The sequence below is a fragment of the Arthrobacter sp. USHLN218 genome (assembly GCF_037144715.1).
In the GTDB taxonomy this organism is placed as follows: Bacteria; Actinomycetota; Actinomycetes; order Actinomycetales; family Micrococcaceae; genus Crystallibacter.
This window is the reverse complement of sequence record NZ_JBBCYT010000003.1, coordinates 60641-81679: the sequence shown is the minus strand read 5'-3', so window position 1 is coordinate 81679 and position 21039 is coordinate 60641. Positions and strand designations below refer to the sequence as shown.

The 21039-nt window shown below is 68.8% G+C and carries 15 protein-coding genes; 3 read left to right on the top strand and 12 right to left on the bottom strand.

Annotation, left to right across the window (positions count from 1 at the left end; all coding sequences use genetic code 11):
• The 8 genes from WFH44_RS07680 to glpK all read right to left on the bottom strand — a co-directional run bounded on the left by WFH44_RS07680 (nt 1) and on the right by glpK (nt 13130).
• A complete protein-coding gene (locus tag WFH44_RS07680; protein WP_336713037.1) occupies nt 1-888 on the bottom strand; it encodes an SAM-dependent methyltransferase in 888 nt (295 codons plus the stop codon).
• 130 nt (nt 889-1018) lie between these two features.
• A complete protein-coding gene (locus tag WFH44_RS07675) occupies nt 1019-1849 on the bottom strand; it encodes a hypothetical protein (RefSeq protein ID WP_336713035.1) in 831 nt (276 codons plus the stop codon).
• 1323 nt (nt 1850-3172) lie between these two features.
• Complete coding sequence (gene holA / locus WFH44_RS07670) at nt 3173-4180, bottom strand: DNA polymerase III subunit delta (RefSeq protein WP_336713034.1); 1008 nt, start codon at nt 4178-4180, stop codon at nt 3173-3175.
• Between the two features lie 72 nt (nt 4181-4252).
• Nucleotides 4253-6832 carry a ComEC/Rec2 family competence protein gene (locus tag WFH44_RS07665; protein WP_336713033.1) on the bottom strand — a complete coding sequence of 860 codons (2580 nt, stop codon included), beginning with the start codon at nt 6830-6832 and terminating at the stop codon, nt 4253-4255.
• A gap of 194 nt (nt 6833-7026) precedes the next feature.
• Complete coding sequence (locus WFH44_RS07660) at nt 7027-7842, bottom strand: ComEA family DNA-binding protein (RefSeq protein WP_336713032.1); 816 nt, start codon at nt 7840-7842, stop codon at nt 7027-7029.
• Between the two features lie 107 nt (nt 7843-7949).
• A complete protein-coding gene (locus tag WFH44_RS07655) occupies nt 7950-8903 on the bottom strand; it encodes a DegV family protein (RefSeq protein WP_336713030.1) in 954 nt (317 codons plus the stop codon).
• A 13-nt stretch (nt 8904-8916) separates the two neighbouring features.
• A complete protein-coding gene (gene leuS, locus WFH44_RS07650; RefSeq protein ID WP_336713029.1) occupies nt 8917-11406 on the bottom strand; it encodes a leucine--tRNA ligase in 2490 nt (829 codons plus the stop codon).
• A 209-nt stretch (nt 11407-11615) separates the two neighbouring features.
• Complete coding sequence (glpK, locus tag WFH44_RS07645; protein WP_336713027.1) at nt 11616-13130, bottom strand: glycerol kinase GlpK; 1515 nt, start codon at nt 13128-13130, stop codon at nt 11616-11618.
• Between the two features lie 154 nt (nt 13131-13284).
• On the opposite strand from glpK, the gene WFH44_RS07640 reads away from it, so the two are divergent.
• The 3 genes from WFH44_RS07640 to WFH44_RS07630 are packed head-to-tail and all read left to right on the top strand — an operon-like array spanning nt 13285 to nt 16093.
• The gene (locus WFH44_RS07640; RefSeq protein WP_336713025.1) at nt 13285-14130 is read left to right on the top strand and encodes an aldo/keto reductase; all 846 of its coding nucleotides are present in this window, start codon (nt 13285-13287) and stop codon (nt 14128-14130) included.
• Nucleotides 14127-15008: an alpha/beta fold hydrolase gene (locus WFH44_RS07635; RefSeq protein ID WP_336713024.1), complete on the top strand. Its 882-nt coding sequence runs from the start codon at nt 14127-14129 to the stop codon at nt 15006-15008. The genes WFH44_RS07640 and WFH44_RS07635 overlap by 4 nt, the downstream gene beginning before the upstream one ends.
• Nucleotides 15005-16093 carry a glycosyltransferase family 4 protein gene (locus tag WFH44_RS07630; RefSeq protein WP_336713022.1) on the top strand — a complete coding sequence of 363 codons (1089 nt, stop codon included), beginning with the start codon at nt 15005-15007 and terminating at the stop codon, nt 16091-16093. Before WFH44_RS07635 ends, WFH44_RS07630 begins: the two co-directional genes overlap by 4 nt.
• A 13-nt stretch (nt 16094-16106) precedes the next feature.
• On the opposite strand, the gene WFH44_RS07625 is transcribed toward WFH44_RS07630, so the two are convergent.
• From WFH44_RS07625 to rpoZ, 4 genes are read right to left on the bottom strand one after another with little or no spacing between them, the layout of a single operon-like run.
• Nucleotides 16107-18248, bottom strand: coding sequence for a primosomal protein N' (locus WFH44_RS07625; RefSeq protein WP_336713020.1), 2142 nt, complete (start codon nt 18246-18248; stop codon nt 16107-16109).
• 10 nt (nt 18249-18258) lie between these two features.
• Nucleotides 18259-19464, bottom strand: a complete 1206-nt coding sequence (gene metK / locus WFH44_RS07620; protein ID WP_336713019.1) for a methionine adenosyltransferase — start codon at nt 19462-19464, stop codon at nt 18259-18261.
• A gap of 46 nt (nt 19465-19510) precedes the next feature.
• A complete protein-coding gene (gene coaBC / locus WFH44_RS07615) occupies nt 19511-20731 on the bottom strand; it encodes a bifunctional phosphopantothenoylcysteine decarboxylase/phosphopantothenate--cysteine ligase CoaBC (RefSeq protein WP_336713017.1) in 1221 nt (406 codons plus the stop codon).
• A 32-nt stretch (nt 20732-20763) separates the two neighbouring features.
• Nucleotides 20764-21024 carry a DNA-directed RNA polymerase subunit omega gene (gene rpoZ, locus WFH44_RS07610; RefSeq protein WP_005268284.1) on the bottom strand — a complete coding sequence of 87 codons (261 nt, stop codon included), beginning with the start codon at nt 21022-21024 and terminating at the stop codon, nt 20764-20766.
• Nucleotides 21025-21039 lie beyond the last annotated feature (15 nt).

Here is a 21039-nt window from a genome sequence, read left to right as displayed (position 1 = left end):
TCAGGCTTCCTCCTGCTGCATTGATTTGCCGGGTTCGTGTGGCGGCCCGTTCTTCCCGGCCTTCGTCAGCGTGAATATCCCATAGCTCATCGCACCGGTGCGGTAGGCCAGGATCAGGCGAGGGATGGTCAGAAGGAAGATGCGATTGCGTGCGCTGAGGGCGAAGCGGCGGGCCTCGCGGTCGACGAGCAAGGCCTTCACGAGTCGACGGGCGCAGATGGTCCAGGTTCGCGCGACGCGGCGGCTGACATCCTCATAGCCAGCGATTGCAAAGCCTGCCGCTATTGCCATCTCTTCATAGTCCGCGCGCGTGCCCATGGAGGGCAGGCGCCCCTCCCGGCAAATCGGCTCGAGCAGGTGGCGGACTTTCCAACGGCTGGCATGTGACTCGGCGAGCCACACGCAGACGACCAATCGGCCACCAGGCGACAGCACCCGATGCGCTTCGGCGAAAAACCTGGGCTTGTCGACCATGTGCTCACTCGACTCGATCGCCCATGCGGCATCAGCCGAGTCATCGGTCAACCCGTTATCGAGCCAGTCACGGACACGGATGTCTACGTCGGGTTCGGGATGCGCGGCGGCGTAGTCGGCCTGGGCTCCGGAAAGCGTGAAACCGGTGACGCGTACCCTGCGGGTCACCGCGAGCTGCCTTGCAGTAGAGCCGTAGCCGCACCCGATGTCGATGCACGCCTCCCCGGGCATAAGGCCCAGCCGATCGGCAACCGTGTCGCTGAGCGCCTCGACGGCTTCGACTGGCGTCTCGCGACCGGTCGCCCACAATCCGTGATGGACATGCTCACCCCACACCTGACGATAAATCGGATCGAGCTCGTCGTAGTGATCCGCGACCGCTACGGCGGTCAGAGAAGTAGTGGGGACGATCACGCCATCACGCTATAACGCCGATCCGTGCCCTCGTAAGGTCCTCACTCACGCCTGTCGGCTTTTGAACTCATGGCGGGGAAATTCGGGCGCCGATACCCTCGTTCGGGTGCCGGCGTCACCTGTCTCATAACTAACGATGCGCACTCAATGGCTGGTTCGTCGAATGGCTCGGGCTGCGTCCGGCCCAGCCCGCCATCAATTGCCCTAGCAGGACACCTGCGCTTGCAAAACCGACTGGCGAAGTCCAACCCGACTCCGGCAGGGTCAGAGCCACGACTACCACTGCGCAGGACAGCAGGAACTCAGTGGCAGCCCGCAGCGGCCGCCGCCTATATACGGGCGATGCGATAAAGAGTGCCAGCGGTACCGCCGGCACAACGGCGAGCAGAACGGAACCGAAAATCGGAAGGAACCCATATGCGACGAAGACCAACGACGATGCCGCCAGAAGCAGCAGGAACACCGCCAGCCTTCCGCTCTGCTGTCCTCGGTCGTAGCTGCGCCAGCGCCGGCAGATGATGGCCCATGCCGGCAGGCCCAGCAGCCAAAGCCCGCCCCAATAGCCGGTGCCCAACGCCCACAGCGCCACCATCGCGAAACCGGGCAGGACGAAGGCCAGCAGCTGACTCCAGGAAGCCTCCCTGATCCCGGGGCCGAACATCAACAGGCCGATCACGGCATAGACAAGTACATATCCGGGCAACAGCTCTGTGTCGGGCCGAGTCCCCAGCCCCAGGAGAAGCAGCAGGATGCCAATAATCGACACAGCCACAGCAGCCACAGTCCAGGGCTTGCCTGGACCAGACACGTCATCAAGCCAGCTCCGCTGCCCCCGGGTCTTCACCTCGGCAGTATTGCATAGCCGGTGCAGCCCGGTTGCCAATGCCGCCCGAGGAGCGCGCTGCGCGCCAGGCATTGCCGAAGCACACACTTCGAGCCCATCAAAGGTTCTTTTCTGCACTTCTGAGAATTCTCCTCGTGAGACGCATTGCTGAGACAGCCCAGGGCCGGGAATCCGGGGCTGTGACTTTCGGCGATAAATGGCGGCTTTTTCGCAGCGCTATTTGGCGCTTGGAACTTCCTGAAGGCATCCTGCGCAGCTAGCCCGAAGCTTTCTTGGCCGACGCTGTGGTTCCCCACGACGGTTCCCCACGACGGTCGTGCCCGAATCCCTAGCGATTCGAGACGGGAACGTTTCGAGACACTTAGTTGGATGGGAATCTTGAGCGGGCGTGCCAGCGGCGCTAGGTTGAGGATGGCTACAGGGGCCGGCTGGGTTTCCTGCTGCAATTGCCTTCGACCAACAGAGTCGGTGACCGCGCAGTGTCAGGCGGTTATAGCTCCGGGTGTTTCGGATCCTTGCCTCGTTCGCGCCAGTAGTCGTCCCGTTGAGCCAGGACGAACTTCATCAGACTAGTGATGACAACAACGAGCAAAACGAACTGCACAACCACAAGAACCCATATCCATGGTTCACCTGGACGCAGAAACGTATTTATCAGGCTCCCGACAACCAACAGGATTATCGCCGCCCACAAAATGGGCGCTGGCTTCCTAGTCGGCGCGTCGGTCATGTCTCACGGTAACAGAGCTTCCTTGAACCTGCCTTGAGTTCTAGAGTCAAAAAGCCGTCGGTAGAAGGACTCACCCCTCAAATTCTCAGCCAAGTGAGGGCGCTCATGCCTAGTCTTCGTACGCCCAGCCCGGTTTATCGTCCGGTGAAGGTCCCTCAATCGGAGCAGGTCGTCTCATAACCCTTGGGATATGAGACGTCTCACCGAGCGAGCAGGAGCCCTGACCTGCGTTGTTGCAGCTTTTCGGCCGAATCCTGGGAGTGTGATGGCAAAGGCGATTCTCGTAACTATGTCTTGCAACCTTCTGGCAAAAATCGAGTGCTCATCGTTAGTTATGAGACACGTGAGCGCGGCCGAAGCCGGAGCTGATCAATGCCGCAGCAGCTAACTGATCGGCAGCAAGCTGGTGGGTCACTGATTGACAGAGTGCAGTGAAGGTAACCGTCCCGCTTGGGTTCGTGCAGCTCTCCCAAGGCAGTGCGTTCGGCGCGATTCCCAGGACGCGGACCGGCGCCACCTAATCTGCGAACGCGGTCCTAGCGGGAGACGTGAACGGCATCCTTACGCCGAGTGGGTCGCTCTACAGCGATGCCCGAGGAGCGCCGGCTCCCCTCCCCCACTGACGTGCCAAACTGTGGTACTTGCCTTCGGGTAGCCAGTTTCTTTGGTTCGACATGGCGCCAGAACATGAGGTCTGCCGAGATTTAGCGTCAGTGCCGGGCGACGCTGGAGGCGATGATGCGGACGGCGTGCTCGACGGCGTATTCCGGGTCCCGCCCCGCGCCCTTGACCTGGGCATCGGTTTCCGCCAGCAACTGGATGCACCGTGCGAGTGCGGCCGAGTCCCAGGCCCGAGCCTCCTTGCGTGCCTGGTCGAACTGCCACGGCGCCATCCCAGCATCCTTGGCGCTGACCGAGGCGCTCTTGACCTTGGCGATCTGGCGCAGCTTCATCGCCAGGACGGCGACGATGGGCACCGGGTCCAGTCCGGTCGCCAGGGCATGACGCAGCATCGACAGGGCAGCAGCTCCGCGGCCGGCGATGGCTGCGTCGGCGACCTTGAAGCCAGTGGCTTCGACGCGCCCGCCGTAGTACTGGTCGACGGTCGCTTCGGTCACTGTGCCCTGCGCATCCGAGATCAGCTGGGAACACGCTGCGGCCAGGTCAGGAAGCGAGGCACCGACCGCCGCAACCAGTGCCTGCCCGGCGGCAGGCTCGAGTCCCTTCCGCGCGGCCTTGAACTCGGCGCGGACGAAATCCAGCTTCTCGGAGTCCTTCTTCATAGCCTGGCAGTCCACCACCGGGGCGCCACTGGCTTTGATCGCATCCAGCAGCTTCTTCCCGCGTGTCCCGCCGGAATGGTGGATGACCAGCGTGACTTCCTCGGCCGGAGTCTTCAGGTACGCCAGGGTGTCCGACAGGAAGTCGTCGTTCATTTGGGCAGCGGAGGCGACTTCAACCAGCTTGGACTCGCCGAACAGCGACGGGCTCGCGACCATCGTCAGCTGGCCGGCCGCGTAGCTGGAAGCGTCGAGCTGCGTCAGCTCTACGTCCGGATGGATCCCGCGAACGAGCGACCGGATCCGGTCCTTTGCACGATGGGCGAGGTACTCTTCGGGCCCGCTGATCAGGACGACGCCGGCGGGTTCGACATCCCGCCAGGATACGGTCCGGGCAGCGGTCTTGCGGTTCGCCGGACGTGCCGGGCTGGGGTTCACTGGTCAGGGCCTCCTCATTCCAATCCTCAACTTTTCCACGGCGACGGCGATTTCCCAAGTGCGGCATCGGCCTCAGGGGAGGCCAGTGACCACCAGGCTCCCGCCACGCAGTTCCAGCAGCACCGTCCCGATCTCGTCGGTCCGGAAGGCAGGGATCTGATGCCGGGACAGCGCCGACAGGATTTCCGGGGCGGGGTGGCCGTAGTCGTTGTCCCTGCCCACCGAAATCAGCGCGGCACGGGGCTGCAGGCGCTCGATCATCTCGGTGCCGCCGTTACGGGCCCCGTGGTGGCTGACCTTGAGCAGGTCAATCACCGGGGTTTGCCCGCCGAGTCCACGGAGCATCACCCCGCCCGCTTCGGATTCCAGGTCCCCGGTCAGCAGCAGCCGGAGGGCGGCACCGTCCTCCGTGCGGACCTCGACGAGCAGGACGATGCTGGAATCATTCTCGTTACCGCCGCTCCCTGACTTCGTCGGCCAGAGCACGTTCCACGAAACGTATCCTTCCGTGCCGTGCAAGCCCGCAGCGCCGAGCTCGGGACTGATACCCTGGCGCCGTAATTCGGCGGCGACCTCCCTCGGGAGGTCCGCCTTCGCACTGCCGAGGAGCACCGACCCGACCTCACGGCCGTCGAAGACTCCTGTCATGCCGCCGTAGTGGTCCAAGTGCATGTGCGTCAACACCAATGTCCCAACCCTCTCGATTCCGAGCGCGTCGAGGCAGGCGTCCATCAGTTCCGGCTCCGGGCCCGCATCGATGACCATGGCACTGGACGGTCCCGTGCGGATGACTATCCCGTCTCCCTGCCCCACGTCGCATGCGGCCACGTCCCAGCGGTCCGCCGACGAGCTCCCCGAGGGCTGGCCACCCAGCCAACCCGCGAGGGAACCGACGGCCAGCGCCGGCGCCAACGTCCAGGCGGCCAGCCGCGCGGCGTCATTCCGTCTGCCTGCTCGCGGTGCGGGTCCCTGCGCAGTCCTCCGCCCGGGCCGCCGTGCCGAGCTGTTGGCCGCGCGGACGCCACGGCGGGGCCGCATCACGGACCGCGCAAGTCCAGCCAACGCATTCAGCCTTTCGCCCTGCGTCTTCCATTTTGCAGCCAAACCGAGCGCCAGCAGGACGCCGCCGCCGGCAGCCGCGGCGGCCAAAGAGCCTGCGCCGCCCTGGAGCCACGGCAGCGCGGCAAAGGGCAGCTCGGAAAAGGTCCGCGCGATCCATGCCACCCAGAGGGTCGGCAGGCCGGCCGCAAATACCAGCCAGCCCGCAACCAGCGGCAGGAGCGGCAGGAGTCCAAGCGCAGCCATCGCCGCGACTGTAATGATCGGAACGACCGGAGCCGCCAGAATATTCGCTGGAATGGAGTAGAGGGCCAGTTCGGGCCGGAGCAGGACCAGGACGGGCGTGCAGAACACCTGCGCCGCGATTGGGACGGCCATGGCATCGGCAAGCGGTTTCGGCAGCCACCGCTGCAGCCATTCAGAGCATCTGCTGCCGAACAGCACCAGGCCCAGGGTCGCCAGGACAGAGAGGACGAAGCTGTATTCCCCGGCCAGCCAGGGATCGGCCAACAGCAGCAGCAGGACTGCCACCGACAGGAACGTTAGCGACGCGCGCCGCCGCCCGGTCAGGAGCGCGGCAACGCCCACCGCGCCCATCACCGCTGCGCGCAGCACGCTGGGCTCGGGCCGCACCAGCATGACGAATCCCACCAAGGCGGCCACTCCACAGAGCGCGGCACTCCAACGCGGCAGCCGGCAGGACTGCGCCAGCAGGTACACGAAACCCAGTAGGTAGCTGCAGTTTGCACCGCTCACGGCAAGCAGGTGGGTCAGCCCGGTGCGCCGCATGGCGTCCGCGAGCTCGTCCGACTGCTGTTCCCGGTCCCCGAAGGCCATTCCCGGCAGCAGCCCGCGGGCGTCCTCGGGCAGCGCCTGCGTCATGGTGATGAAACCGGCCCGGATGCGGTTGACGGCTTCCGCCGAGGCCGGCGAGCCCGTGACCGCGGGCGCCGCCGACGCGTTCAGCAGCGCCTGCTCGGCCGACCCCGGTTCGCTGGCCGTGAGCGTCCCGGCCGTCCGGATGCGGTCCGCGTAGCGCACGGACTTCCAGGCTGCATTGCCGAGGACCAGTACCGGAGTTGCCGCCTCGAACTGCCTCCCGCCACCGGCTGCGGCAACGATCCTGGCAGAGACCAGGTACCGCTCGCCCCCGAACCGGGATGGTGTCCTGGAGCGGGCAGCGTCCGACAGGGCCTGCAGCTCGACGCTCACGTAGGCCTGGGCCTCGATGGCTTGGGCGATTGGACCGGACAGGCGTTCGGCCAGCCGCACCCCTGTGACCAGCGACAGCAGCGCCAGCAGGCACACCAGCAGCAGGGCGGTGCCCGCGAACAGGCCTAGCTGCTTCCCGCGCCGGCGGCGCAGCACGAGCCAGCCCGCCAGGACAAGCGCGGCTCCGCAGCAGAACCCGGCCGCGGAAAGGCTGACACCGGTGCCGGCACGCAGCAGGCCCAGGACTACGAGCCACCCCAGCAGGGCCGCCCCCGCCAGCCGCAGGTCAAGCCGTGCCCTATCGGGATCCCGGGTGGAGGGGACTTCCCGATCCCTGTTGAGAACGGCGGCACGCAGGGCAGCCAGGGCGCGGGTGAGCATCCGGGCAAGAATGCGGTCCCCTGCGCCGCGGCCGCGAGCGACCATCCGGCCGCTGGGCTCATTGCAGCCCGGCGGCTCTCCATGCTCCGAGAGGTCCCCGCCGCCAAGAAACTCCCCCGCGCGGAGACTCCCAGGATCGGCCGGCGTCCGGGTGCGGGCGGCGGCGGCATACTCGTGCCAGCGCGGCCTGGCCGTCATACGGTGACCAGCTCGATCAGGTTGGCCAGCATCACCTCCCCGATCCCGGGCACCGCGTCGAGGTCCTCCGGCCGGGTGAACGCGCCGTGCTGTTCGCGGAAGTCGACGATCCGCTGTGCCAGCACCGGCCCGACCCGAGGCAGTCCGGTCAGCTCCTCGATGGTCGCGGTGTTGAGGTTGACCTTGCCGGTATTGCCGCTGCCGGCCTGGCCGCCAGCGGCGCCCGGGCCGCCGGACGTAGCCGGAGGAGCGCCGGCAGCGGCCCCGCCCGGGGGCTGGTGCTGCGGAGACGGTACGAAAATCTGCTGTCCGTCGCTCACCTTTGCCGCGAGGTTCAGCGCGGCCAGATCCGCCTCGGGCAGCGCGCCGCCCGCCTTGTCCAAGGCCTCGAAGACGCGGGCCGTGGCCGCGAGCCTGACGACGCCAGGCATCTTGACGGCACCAGCCACGTGCACGACCAGGCCGCCGGCTCCGGACACCTCGGCGGAAGGCCCGGGGTCCGGTTCGGGCGGGACAGCCGTGTCCTCGCCGTCGCCGGGCCGCGCGGCATCATCCTCCCCGGTACTGGGCGCTCCGGAGCCTTTCCCGCCCTCGCCCGGCGGTTGGCTGGCCATGGGCACCGAGGCCAGCACATCCGACTCCGCACGGTGCAGGTCTGCGGTTGCCACCACCACGATGCCGTAGCCCAAGATGAGGCCGGCTGCCACGAGCGCGGCACCGAGCGCGATCTTCCACCGCGGCCGCCGGACAGGCTTAGGCGTCCCGGCGGCCGCGCTATCGGTTGACGCTGCTGCCCAGCGGTGGCGGCCCATGCAGCCACCGTAGGCAACGCAACGTCCGCCGCAGACAGCCGCCCGTCCCGATGTGGATGGGCCGGCGCCGGCTCCGGCCTGTGGAGATCAGGTCCCTCAGGCCGGGCTCAGGATTCCTGGGCCGCCATGGCCGGCCCGATCACCACGGCCAGCACGCCCAGCCCGGCGTGCGCCGCGAGCACGGACGGCAGCGGCGTCAGCAGGACCTCGTTGCTCGCGTGCGCCGCCAGCTCGTCGGCCAGCTCCCGAGCCTCGGATTCGTTGCCGAAGTAATGCACCGCCAGCTGCGGAGCGTAGTCCAGCTCCTCGATCCCGCGCACCGCCAATTGCTGGAGCCGGGCCTTCGCCTTGGCCGCGGTCCGGATCTTTTCGAGCCCGACGACCGCGCCGTCCTTGATCCCCAGTATGGGCTTGATCGACAGTAGGGTTCCCAGGTATCCGCTGGCCGGGCTGATCCGGCCGCCCCTTCGCAGCTGTTCCAGGCTTGGGACGTAGAACAGCACCTGTCCGGCCTCCGCCGCCTGCCTGGCCGCGGCCGCCACCTCTGCCGCCGGTTTCCCGGCCTGCGCCGCCAGCACGGCAGAAATGACGGCAAAGCCCTCGGCCATGGCCACCGTCCTGGTATCCACGATTTCCACGGGGATGTCCACGTGGGCCGCGGCCAGCGACGCCGCTTCCACGGTGCCGGACAGGTCCGACGAAATATGCACGGAGACGACGGCGTCGAACCCCTGCGCAGCCAGCTCTTCGTAGGCCTTGCGGAACAGCCCCGGCGACGGCCGGGACGTCTTGAGGTCCTTACCCTCCGCAAGTCCGAGCGCCAGCGCGGCGGGCACGTCGTCCACGCCCTCGCCGTAGATCTGCCCCGAGACCATCACCGGCATCGGCACGACCTGCAGGCACAGCGCGGTGACCGGTTCCTTCGCCCAGGCCGCAGGCAGCGCGGCCGCCGAATCGGTCACCACCGCGACCGAGGGGCGCGCCGGCTTCGGTCCGGGGAACCGGACCGGCTGGTTCAGCAGGGCCCGGGACCGCCGGACCAGTTCCTCGAGCCACGCCACCTGGTTCCGGCCCTTAAGCCGGGACGATGTTGACCAGCTTAGGCGCCCGCACAATCACCGTCCGGATTCCGCGGCCGTCCAAGGTCTTAATGATCTGTTCGGAGGCCAGCGCCTTCGTCTTCAGCTCCTCCTCGGTGATGTCCGCGGCGACTTCCAGCCGGTCGCGCACCTTGCCCTGGACCTGGACGACGGCGGTGACGGTCGCCTGCACCAGCAGGCTTTCGTCGACCTCCGGCCAGCTGGCGTTCGCCACCGAGGGCTCGTGCCCGAGCGCCGCCCAGAGGTCCTCCGCCGTGTAGGGGGCGAAGAGGCTCAGGATCACGGCGACCGCCTCGGCTGCCTCGCGCACGGCGGGGTCCACTCCCCCGGCACCGCTGTCGATCACCTTGCGGGTGGCGTTGACCAGTTCCATCAGCCGCGCGATCACGACGTTGAATTTGTGATGGTCCAGCAGGTCCGCTGCGTCGGCGATCGTGCGGTGGGTCACGCCGCGTAGCTTGGCGTCACCGGTGGCAGGGTCGACGTCGACGGCGGAGGTAACGTCCTGGCCCAACCGCCAGGCGCGGGCCAGGAATTTGGCACTGCCGGAGGGGGAAACATCGGCCCAGTCGACGTCGTCTTCGGGCGGCGAAGCGAACACCATGGTCAGCCGCACGGCGTCCACGCCGAACTTGTCCAGCTGCTCGCCGAGGTCCACTCCGTTGCCGAGCGACTTGCTCATGGCCTTTCCGCCGTTGAGCACCTGGCCCTGGTTCAGCAGGGCGCTGAACGGCTCGTCAAAGTCGATCAGGCCCAGGTCCTTGAGCACTTTGGTGAAGAACCGGCTGTAGAGCAGGTGCAGGATGGCGTGCTCGACGCCGCCGACGTACTGGCCCACCGGCAGCCAGCGGTTGACGGCCTCGGTGTCGAAGGGGCCCTCGGTGTAGTCCGGTGAGGCGAACCGCAGGTAGTACCAGGACGAATCGACAAAGGTATCCATCGTGTCGGTGTCCCGGCGGGCGGCGCGTCCGCAGCTCGGGCAGTCGACGTTGACCCAGTCCACGGCGGCGGCCAGCGGCGACGTGCCCTTGGGCGACAGCGCCTCGCCGCGCAGGTCGTCCGGCAGCCGGACCGGCAGCTGGTTGTCCGGGACCGGGACCTCGCCGCATTCATCGCAGTGGATGATCGGGATGGGCGCGCCCCAGAAGCGCTGGCGGGACAGCAGCCAGTCACGCAGCCGGTAGTTCACCGCCCGCTCGCCCGTGCCGGCGGCCTCGACGATCTCGATGGCCTTGGCAATGCCCTCGGTCTTCGACAGTCCGTCCAGTTCGCCCGAGTTGACGAGGGTTCCCTCGCCGGCCGTCGCAATGCCGGTGGACGCCGGGTCCTCCTCGCCGGTATCCAGGACGGCACGCACGGGCAGGTCGAAGGTGCGCGCGAAGTCCAGGTCACGCTGGTCGTGTGCCGGCACCGCCATGATGGCGCCGGTGCCGTAGTCCGCCAGCACGTAGTCGGCGGCCCACACCGCCAGCTTCTCGCCGTTGAGCGGATTCACGGCGTAGCGGCCCAGGAAGACGCCCGTCTTCTCGCGCTCGGTCGACTGGCGCTCGATGTCGGAGAGCGCCTTGACCTTCTCGCGGTACTGCATCAGCGCGTCGTGCTGCTCCGCTGTGACCAGGTCCAGGGCGAGGTGGGCGTCCGCCGCGACCACGAAGAACGTGGCGCCGTGCAGCGTGTCCGGGCGGGTGGTGAAGACCGTAACGTCGCGCTCGGGCCGGCTATCGGCGGCCTCGATCCGGAAGTTGACGTGCGCGCCCTCGGAGCGGCCGATCCAGTTGCGCTGCATCGCCAGCACGCGCTCCGGCCAGTGGCCCCTGAGTTCTTCCATGTCGTGCAGCAGCCGGTCGGCATAGTCGGTGATCTTGAAGTACCACTGGTTCAGGCTCTTCTTGGTCACCGTGGTCCCGCACCGTTCGCAGGCTCCGTTGACGACCTGCTCGTTGGCGAGCACGGTCAGGTCCTTGGGGCACCAGTTCACCGGCGAGTTCTTGCGGTAGGCCAGGCCCCGCTCGTAGAACCGCAGGAAGAGCCACTGGGTCCACCGGTAGTACTCGGGGTCCGAGGTGTGCAGCCGGCGGGACCAGTCCGCGCTGATGGCGTACCGCTTGAATGAGGCGGCCTGGGTGTCGATGTTCGCGTACGTCCATTCCGAGGGATGGGCGTTGCGCTTGATGGCGGCGTTCTCCGCCGGGAGCCCGAAGGAGTCCCAGCCGATCGGGTGCAGGACATCGAAGCCCTTCAGGCGCCAGTAGCGGGCAACGACGTCGCCCATGGCGAACGCCTCGGCGTGGCCCATGTGGAGGTCGCCCGACGGATACGGGAACATGTCCAGCACGTAGCGGCGTTCCTTGGAACCGTCATCGACGGCGTTGAAGACGCCCAGTTCCTCCCAGACCGCGGGCCACTTGCCCTCCATCGCTGAAAAGCTGTACTCGTTCTGTTCCGTACCAGCGTGCGTACTCACGTTGCCTTGCCCTCGTCCTCTTGGTTTGCGGTGCACTTGCCGGACTGTTCCGGACACACAAAAGCCCCTCGACGCGGGAGGGGCGGCCGCACTGCGGATTGGAATCCGAAAATCAGCGCGGCTGGCTAAGCTCAAGTGCAGACATAGGTCTACTTTAGCGCAGATCGGGGCCCCTCCCCGCGGTGGCCGCGGCGGCCGCACCGGCACGTTCAGCGCACGTCCTCGTCCACCCAGTCGAACGTCCGGGACACCGCCTTCCTCCAGAGGCGCATGCGGCGGTCCCGCTCCGCCTCCTCCATGTCCGGCTCCCACCGCCGGTCTTCGGCCCAGTTGGCCGCCAGCTCGTCCTGCCCTCGCCAGAAATCCACGGCGAGCCCGGCGGCGTACGCGGCCCCGAGGGCAGTTGTCTCGGCGACCCGAGGCCGGACCACGGGCACGCCGAGGATGTCCGCCTGGAACTGCATCAATGCATCGTTGCCGACCATGCCGCCGTCGACCCTCAGTTCCTTCAGCGGCACCTCGGAATCCGCATTGACGGCTTCCAGCACCTCCCGGGTCTGGAAGGCCGTGGCCTCCAGGGCGGCGCGGGCGATGTGCGCCTTGGTCACGAACCGGGTCAGCCCCACCAACGCCCCGCGGGCGTCCGGGCGCCAGTACGGGGCGAACAGGCCGGAAAATGCCGGGACGAAGTAGGCGCCGCCGCTGTCCGCGACGGAGCCGGCCAGCTCCTCGGCTTCGGCGGCGGAGGCCACGATGCCCAGGTTGTCGCGGAGCCAGTGGATCAGGGAACCGGCGACGGCGATCGACCCTTCCAGCGCGTAGCTCGGAGCCTGGTCGCCCAGCTGGTACGCCACCGTGGCCAGCAGGCCGTTCGCCGACGACACAACCCGCCCGCCGGTGTTGACCAGCACGAAGCAGCCGGTGCCGTAGGTGTTCTTGGCGTCGCCGGAGCCGAATGCGGCCTGGCCGAAGGCGGCCGCCTGCTGGTCCCCCAGGATGCCGGCAATCGGCACCTCGCGCAGCAGCTGCGAACCGTGGACCGTCCCGTACACCTCGGAGGATGAGCGGATCGACGGCAGCATGCCCGCCGGGATTCCGAAGGCCGCCAGGATGTCCGGCGACCAGTCGAGCGTCCGCAGGTCCATCAGCAGCGTCCGGGACGCGTTGGTCACGTCGGTGGTGTGCACGCCGCCGTCGGTCCCGCCGGTGAGGTTCCAGACCACCCAGCTGTCCATGGTGCCGAACAGCAGCTCGCCCGCCTCGGCCTGCTCGCGCGCGCCGGGCACGTGGTCGAGGATCCAGCGCAGCTTGGTGCCCGCGAAGTACGGAGTCAGCGGCAGGCCGGTGATGTCCTTGAACCGGTCCGGGCCCGCCCCGGCGGCGAGCTCGTCGCAGATCGCCTGCGTGCGCACGTCCTGCCAGACGATGGCGTTGCTGACCGGCCGGCCGGTCGAGCGGTTCCAGACCACGGTGGTTTCGCGTTGGTTCGTCAGTCCGACCGCCGCGATGTCGTGGCGGGTCAGGCTCGCGCGGGAGAGCGCGGTCCCGACCACCTCGCGTACGTTGTCCCAGATTTCGACGGCGTCGTGCTCCACCCAGCCCGCCCTCGGCAGGAGCTGGCGATGTTCCTTTTGCCCGGTGGAGACGATGCTGCCGCCGCGGTCGAAGATGATGGCGCGGGACGACGTCGTACCTTGGTCAATGGCCAGTACGTAACCGGGCATGGCCCACCTTTGCTGTTGCCTGCTGATACCGGGACCGGCAATCCGGCGGCCCGGCCCACTGGGCTCGAACCTAGCCGCCGGGCGGGTGGCGGTCAATGGCGGTGCCGGGAGCGTCGGTCCGCGGGGACGGCCGCCGGTCGGTAGAGTTTCTGCTATGGCAACAGCGCACAAGGTGGCACTCAACAATGGCGTCCTGATGGACCAGGTGGGCTTCGGCGTCTATAAGGTCCCGCCGGCGGACGCTTCGGGCCTGTGCTACCAGGCGCTCGAGGCGGGGTACCGGCACATCGACACGGCCGCGTTCTACGGGAACGAACAGGGCGTGGGCGAGGCAGTGGCCAAGTTCACGGCGGAGGAACCCGAGGTCAGCCGCGAGGACATCTTCGTCACCACCAAGCTGTGGAACGACAGCCACGGTTTCCAGGCCGCCCTGGACGCCTACAGGAAGTCACTGGACCAGCTGGACCTGGAGTACGCCGACCTGTACCTGATCCACTGGCCGCTGCCGGAACGCGGGCTCTTTGTCGAGACCTACCGCGCGCTGGAGCAGCTCTACCACGAGGGACGGGTGCGGGCGATCGGCGTCTCGAACTTCCAGCCCGAGCACCTTCAGACCCTGCTCGCCGCGACCGAAGTAGTCCCGGCGGTCAACCAGGTGGAGCTGCACCCGTGGCTGCAGCAGCGGGAGCTGCGCGAACTGCACGAGGAACACAACATCCGGACGGTGGCCTGGAGCCCGCTCGGCCGCGGCTCCGTGCTGGAGGACCCCGTGGTGAGCGGCCTCGCCGCGCGGTACGGCCGCACGCCGGCACAGGTCGTCCTCCGCTGGCATCTGCAGCTGGGCAACACCGTGATCCCGAAGGCCAGCTCGGCGGAACGCATCCGGGAGAACTTGCGCGTCCGTGACTTCGCCCTGGACGAGGACGCCATGCGCCAACTGGGCGCGCTGGAGCGCAACGGCCGGCTTGGCTCCCACCCGGACGAGGTGAACTGGGCGTGACCGCCACAAAGGACCGCGCCACGGCGGGCACCGTCACGCTGGCTACCGGCGAGGTGAGCTACTGGGAGTACCCTGCCCGGCAGCCGGGAGCCGGCGCGGACCTGCTGTTCATCCACGGCTTCCGCGGCGACCACCACGGCCTGGACCTGCTGGCCCGCGCGCTGCCGGAGCACCGCATCATCGCCCCCGACCTGCCCGGCTTCGGCGCCTCGCAGCCGTTCAGCGACCGGGAGCACAGCGTGGAGAGCTACGCCGGGTTCGTGCAGGACTTCGCGGCGGCGCTGGGCCTCGGACCCGAGACGGTCCTGCTGGGCCACTCCTTCGGGTCGATCGTCGCGTCCCACCACTTGGCCGCCCGCCCGGGCTCCTTCGCCGCCGCCGTCCTGGTCAACCCGATCAGCGAACCGGCGCTCAAGGGACCGCGGGCCGCCGCCTCCCGCCTGGCCGAGTTCTACTATTTCCTCGGTGCCCGCCTGCCGGAACGCGCCGGCCTGGCGCTGCTGCAGCATCCGGCGATCGTGCGCGTCATGAGCATGATGATGGCCAAGACGAAGGAGCCCCAGCTGCGGAGCTTCATCCACGCCCAGCACGACGCCTACTTCAGCTCCTTTGCCAACCGTGCGGTGGTGCTGGAGTCCTTCCGCGCGTCCATCTCCCACGACGTCGTCGAGGCGGCGCCCGCGCTCACGCTACCCGTGCTGCTCATCGCCGGTGCCAAGGACGACCTCGGCTCCGTGTCCAGCCAACGGCGCCTTGCCGCGCACATCCCGGGATCGCACCTGGAGATTATCGACGGCGTGGGGCACCTGATCCACTACGAGGCGCCCGAAACCGCAGCGCGGATGATCAACCGCTTCCTCGGGGAGCTCGCCGCGTGAGGCTGCTGATCGACGCGCGCTACACCCGTACGGACCAGCTCGACGGGATCAGCCGGTACGGCGCCAACCTGATCGCGGCCACGGCCCGGCAGGCGGACGTGCGCATGCTGATCCATGACGAGCGGCAGCTGCAGTTCCTGCCGGACGTCCCGTGGGTGAAGATCAACAGCCCGCTCTCCCCCGCCGAACTGTTCGTCGCCCGCCGCATCAACAAGCTGGGGGCCGACGTGGTGGTCTGCCCGATGCAGACCATGGGCAGCTTCGGCCGCCGCTACGGTCTGATCCTGACCATCCACGACCTGATCTACTACCGGCATCCCAAACCTCCGGGTTTCCTGCCGCTGCCCGTCCGGGGCCTCTGGCGGCTGTACCACAAGGCCTACTGGCCGCAGCGGCTGCTGCTCAACCGGGCCGACATGGTGGCCACCATCAGCCGCACCACCAAGTCTCTGCTGGAGCAGGCCCGGCTGACCCGCCGCGACATCAGGATCGTCTCGAATGCGCCGCACTCCCCCGGCGCTGCCCGGGATCCGCAGGCACCGGCGGACAAGGACCTGGTGTACATGGGCTCCTACATGCCCTACAAGAACGTCGAGACGCTCATCGCGGCCATGGCGCTGCTGCCGGACTACCGGCTGCACCTGCTCAGCCCGGTGTCCGCCGCCCGGGAGGCGGAGCTGGCGGCCGGTGCGGCCGACCCGGGGCAGCTGGTCTTCCACCATGGCGTGTCCGACGGCGAGTATCGCCAGCTGCTGCACCGTGCCACCGCGCTGGTCAGCCTGTCGCGGGACGAGGGGTACGGTTTGCCGCTGATCGAGGCCATGGCCGCGGGCACACCCGTCATCGCGAGCGACATCCCCATCTTCCGCGAGGTGGCGGACGAAGCGGCGCTGCTGGTCGACCCGGACGAGCCGGAGGCGTTCGCCGCCGCCGTGCGCGCCCTGGAGGATCCGGACCGGCGCGCGCGGGCCAGCAAGGAAGGGGCCGGCCGGGCCGGGGAGTTCAGCTGGGACCACTCGGCCGCCCAGCTCCTGGCCATGGCGGAAGAGGTCCGGCGCCGGCGGCAGGCCCCCGCGGGCCGCTAGGGCAGGTCCGCCGCTAGAGCAGGTCCAGCCCGTCGCAGCGCACCTGCACCGGTTCCGCCAGGCGCCGGGCGGAGACGGCCGCCTTCCGGGCCCGCAGCGCCTGGGTCACCGTGTTGCCCTGCCGGTAGGTGAAGAACAGCAGCGTCCGGTGCGTTCCCGCCGACCCGGGCAACGGCAGTTCCGCCGGGCCTACCGTACGCACGTCCTCCGGAAGGTCGAGGCCGTCGAGGAAGACCTCGAGGCTCTCCGCGGATCCGGTGAGCGCGGCGATACGCACGGCCGGCGGCAGCTGCAGTTCGCGGCGCAGCTCCAGCTCGCGCGCGGCGGCGCCGGCCGGGTCCCACCGCACGAGGTTCCCGACCACGGCGTCGTGTTCGGCGGTGATCACGACGACGCCGCCCTCCTTCGCCGGGCGTACCAGTGAGGCGGCGGTGAACCAGCGGCGCAGCGCATCCTCGGAGGCGCGTAGGGATTCCCGGGCCAGCATGGCGTTGCCGTCCAGCAGCAGCGCCGCAGCGTAGCCGCCATCTACAGCGGGCTCTGCGCCGGGCGTCGCGACCACGAGGGTGCGCCCCGCCTGGATGCTCTGTTTGACGTGCTCTCCGGCCGAGGAAACCACCGCGGCCCCCGGAAAGGCCCGGCCGAGTTCCTCCGCGGTGCGCGAGGCCCCGACAACCAGCGCCCGGAGCCGGGGCGATCCGCACTCGGCGCAGCGGTGCCCGGCGGCGAGGCGCCCGCACCAGCGGCAGGCCGGCACCCTGTCGCGACCGGTCTGCGCGAGCGGGCCCTGGCACTGGCTGCAGCGGGCCGGCGTGCGGCAGTCCTGGCAGGCAAGCGCCGGTGCGAAGCCGGTCCGGGCCACCTGCACCAGTACGGGGCCGCGTTCAAGCCCCTCGCGCGCCGCCTGCCAGGCCGCGTGGGGCAGCCTCGCGTGCCGCAGCAGCGGATCACGTTCCTGCTGGAAGGAGTCCGCCGTGTTGACCACGCGCGGCGCCGCTGCCCGCACCGCGGGCCGCTCCGGCTGCAGCGGCTGCGCCCACCCGGCTTCCACCAGGCGCTGGCTCTCGGTGCTGCGGCTGATGCCGCCGAGCAGCACCCCGCAGCCGGTCTGTTCCGCGCGGAGCAGCAGCACGTCCCGGGCGTGCTGGTACGGGGCCCGCTGCTCCACATGGAGGTCGTCGCCGTCGTCCCAAATGACGGCCAACCCCAGGTCGGCCACGGGCGCGAAGGCCGCCGACCGCGTGCCGATGGCTACCTTGGCCTGCCCGTGCACCAGCTTCAGGTAGTTCCGGTAGCGGGGCGTCGGCCCGTCCTCAGCGGTCAGCCGGACAAAGCCGTCCGCGCCGATGCTGCGTTCCAGCTCCGCCGCGAGCAGCGACAGGTCCTTGGCGTCCGGCACCACTACGAGCGCCCCGCGGCCGCTGGTATGCGTCGCGTGGACGACGGCGGCCAGCTGGGCCGCCCAGGAGGCGGCGCCGTAGGATTTGTGCGCCGACAGGACCGCACGCGGCGAGCCCCCGGCGGCCAGATGGGCCAGGAACGCACCGGCGGCCGGATAGCCGGCGAAGGCCTCGGCCGGATCGGGCGCTTCCCCCGCCTGCAATCCGCGCGTTTCCTGCGCTGCCGGATCGAGGGCGTCTGGCGTGCTCGACGCGACGGGTAGGTCCGTCGTCGTTCCCGCCTGCACTTCGGTTCCTTCCGCCGCCGGCGGAAACTCCTTGTCCACGCGGGCCACGCGCGGCGGGACGGCGGCGCGGACCACGTCGCTGACGGTCCCGGCATAGCGCCGGGCAACGGCCTGCGCCAGCTGCAGCAGCTCGGGCGTCAGCACGGGTTGGGGCGAGACCACCTTGGCCAGGCGGCTCAGCTTGATGCCCTCGGCCGCCTCGGCCTTGCGGCGTGTGATGTAACCGGTGACCTCCTGCGCGCCGAAGCGCGCCTTGATCCTCGCTCCGGGAACCGCGTCCGCCGCGAGCTCCGCCGGCACCAGGTAGTCGAAACCACGGTCGAGGTGCGGCACGGCCGATTCGACCAGGACCTCGGCCACCGGGTCCTGGGCGGCCGGCTGCGTGGTGCCCCGCGGCTTGGCCGGCGCGCCGAACCCCTGCAGCAGGGATAGCTGGACGGCCTCATCCGCTCCTGGCTCCTGCGGCATGTGGCCCCGGCTACGCGTTGAAGAAGCTGCGCAGGGCGTCCGCCCGGTCGGTGCGCTCCCAGGTGAAGTTGTGGTGCTCCCGGCCGAAGTGGCCGTGGGCGGCGGTCTGCAGGTAGATCGGCCGCTTCAGCTGCAGGTCGTTGATGATGGCCAGCGGGCGCAGGTCGAACACCTCGTGGATGGCGTCTGCGATCCGCAGCGGGTCCACCGTCTCGGTGCCGAAGGTCTCCACGTAGATTCCCACCGGGCGCGCCATGCCGATGGCGTAGGCGATCTGGATTTCCGCGCGGCGGGCCAGGCCGGCAGCGACCACGTTCTTGGCGACCCAGCGCATGGCGTAGGCGGCCGAGCGGTCCACCTTCGACGGGTCCTTGCCGCTGAACGCGCCGCCGCCGTGGCGGGCCATGCCGCCGTAGGTGTCCACGATGATCTTCCGGCCGGTCAGGCCGGCGTCCCCGACGGGGCCGCCGATGACGAATTCGCCGCCCGGGTTGAGGATGTGCCGGACGTTCGAGATGTCCAGGTTGGAGGCGGCCAGCACCGGTTCGATCACCTTGGCGCTCACATCGCGGCCGAGATGCTCCAGGTCCACGCCGGACTCGTGCTGGGTGGACACAACCACCGTGTCCACCGATACCGGCTTGTCGCCGTCGTACCCCACGGTGACCTGGGTCTTGCCGTCCGGGCGGAGGTAGGGCAGGACGCCGGACTTGCGGACTTCGGTGAGCTTCTCGGAGAGCCGGTGGGCCAGCCAGATCGGCGCCGGCATAAAGACATCAGTCTCGTCGCTGGCGTAGCCGAACATGATGCCCTGGTCCCCCGCGCCCTGCGCATCGTAGTCGTCCACCAGCAGGCCCTGCTTGGCCTCCCAGGAGTTGAAGACGCCGGACGCGATGTCCGAAGACTGCTGGCCGATGGAGACCGAAACGCCGCAGCGGGCGCCGTCGAACCCCTTGTCCGAGGAGTTGTAGCCGATGTTGAGGACGGTGTCGCGGACGATCTGCGGGATCTCCACGTAGCCCTGGGTGGTGACTTCGCCGGCCACGTGCACCAGGCCCGTGGTGGTCAGGGTCTCGACCGCGACCCGCGACTCGGGATCCTCGCGCAGGAGGGCGTCGAGGATGGCATCGGAAATCTGGTCGCAGATTTTGTCCGGGTGGCCTTCCGTAACGGACTCGGACGTGAAAAGCCGCAAGGGGGTAGCTGAAGAAGTCACAGCCCTACTTTACTTGCTCCCGCCGACGGTTCCGTGCGCGGGCGCGTCAGCCCAGTTCTTCGGCCACGCTGGCGATGATCGCCCGGGCCGCTTCGTCCTTGGTGCCGCTGAAGGTCTGCGGCCCGCCGCCGTTGCGGTGCAGGATGCTCACCGAGGTCTGGTCCTGACCGAAGACGAGGTCCTGTCCCACCTGGTTGAGCACCAGCAGGTCACAGCCCTTGCGCTCGAGCTTCTGGCGCGCGTACTCGAGCACGTCGCCGCGGCTGTCCCCGGTCTCGGCGGCAAAGCCGACGATCAGTTCCGGGCCGGTGCCGCTGTCCAGACGCTGCTGCACCAGCTCCTGCAGGATGTCCGGATTCCGCACGAGAGTGATCACCGGATCCGCCGTGTCGTCGCGCTTCTTGATCTTGGTCCGGGCCTGCTCGGCCGGCCGGAAATCCGCGACCGCGGCGGCCATGATGACCACGTCTGCGCGTCCCGCGGCATCGAGGGCCGCGGAACGCAGCTGCAGGGCCGTCTCCACGCGGGCGGTCTTGACGCCCTCCGGCGGGGCGACATCCATGTGCGCGGCGATCAGCTCCACCTCGGCGCCGGCCGCGGCCGCCGCGCGGGCCAGGGCGACACCCTGCTTGCCTGAGGAGCGGTTGCCCAGGTACCGCACCGGGTCCAGCGGCTCCCGGGTGCCGCCCGCCGTGATAACGACGCGCTTGCCCAGCAGGGGCGCCGCACCCGGCGCGGGAACCGCGGGGACCTGCCCGAGGGCGAAGGCGAAGATGTCCTCGGGATCCGGCAGCCGTCCCGGGCCGGTGTCCTTGCCGGTGAGCCGGCCGCTGGCCGGGTCCATGACGACGGTTCCGCGGCTGCGCAGGAGGGCGACGTTGGCTTCGGTGGCCGGGTGCTGCCACATCTCCGTGTGCATGGCCGGGACCATAACGACGGCGGCGCGCGTCACCAGGAGCGTGTTGGTCAGCAGGTCGCCGGCCAGCCCGGCGGCCGCCTGGGCCAACAGGTCAGCGGTCGCGGGGGCGACGACGACGAGGTCCGCTTCCTGTCCGAGCCGGACGTGGTTGACGGTGTCCACGGCGTCGAAGACGGTGGTGGAGACGGGACGGCCGGACAGGGCCTCCCACGTCGGGCGGCCGACGAACTGCTCGGCGGCCGCGGTCGGGATGACCGTGACGTCGTGCCCGGCTTCCTTAAAAAGCCGGAGCAGGAATGCGGACTTGTAGGCGGCGATACCGCCGCCTACGCCAAGGATGATCCGCATGCCTGCTCCGCCAGGTCCGCTGCCCGGGCCTGCTAGTCGTTCTTCTCTACCGGCTTGGAAACCAGCAGCCCCTCGTTGATTTCGCGCAGGGCGATGGAGAGCGGCTTCTCGTTCAGCTTGGTGTCCACGAGCGGGCCGACGTACTCGAAGAGCCCCTCATGCAGCTGCGAGTAGTAGGCGTTGATCTGGCGGGCACGCTTGGCACCGTAGATCACCAGGGCATACTTCGAGTCCGTCGTCTCCAGCAGGGAGTCGATCGGCGGATTGATGATGCCTTCGAGGTTGGTCGACACGTATTCTCCAAAAAT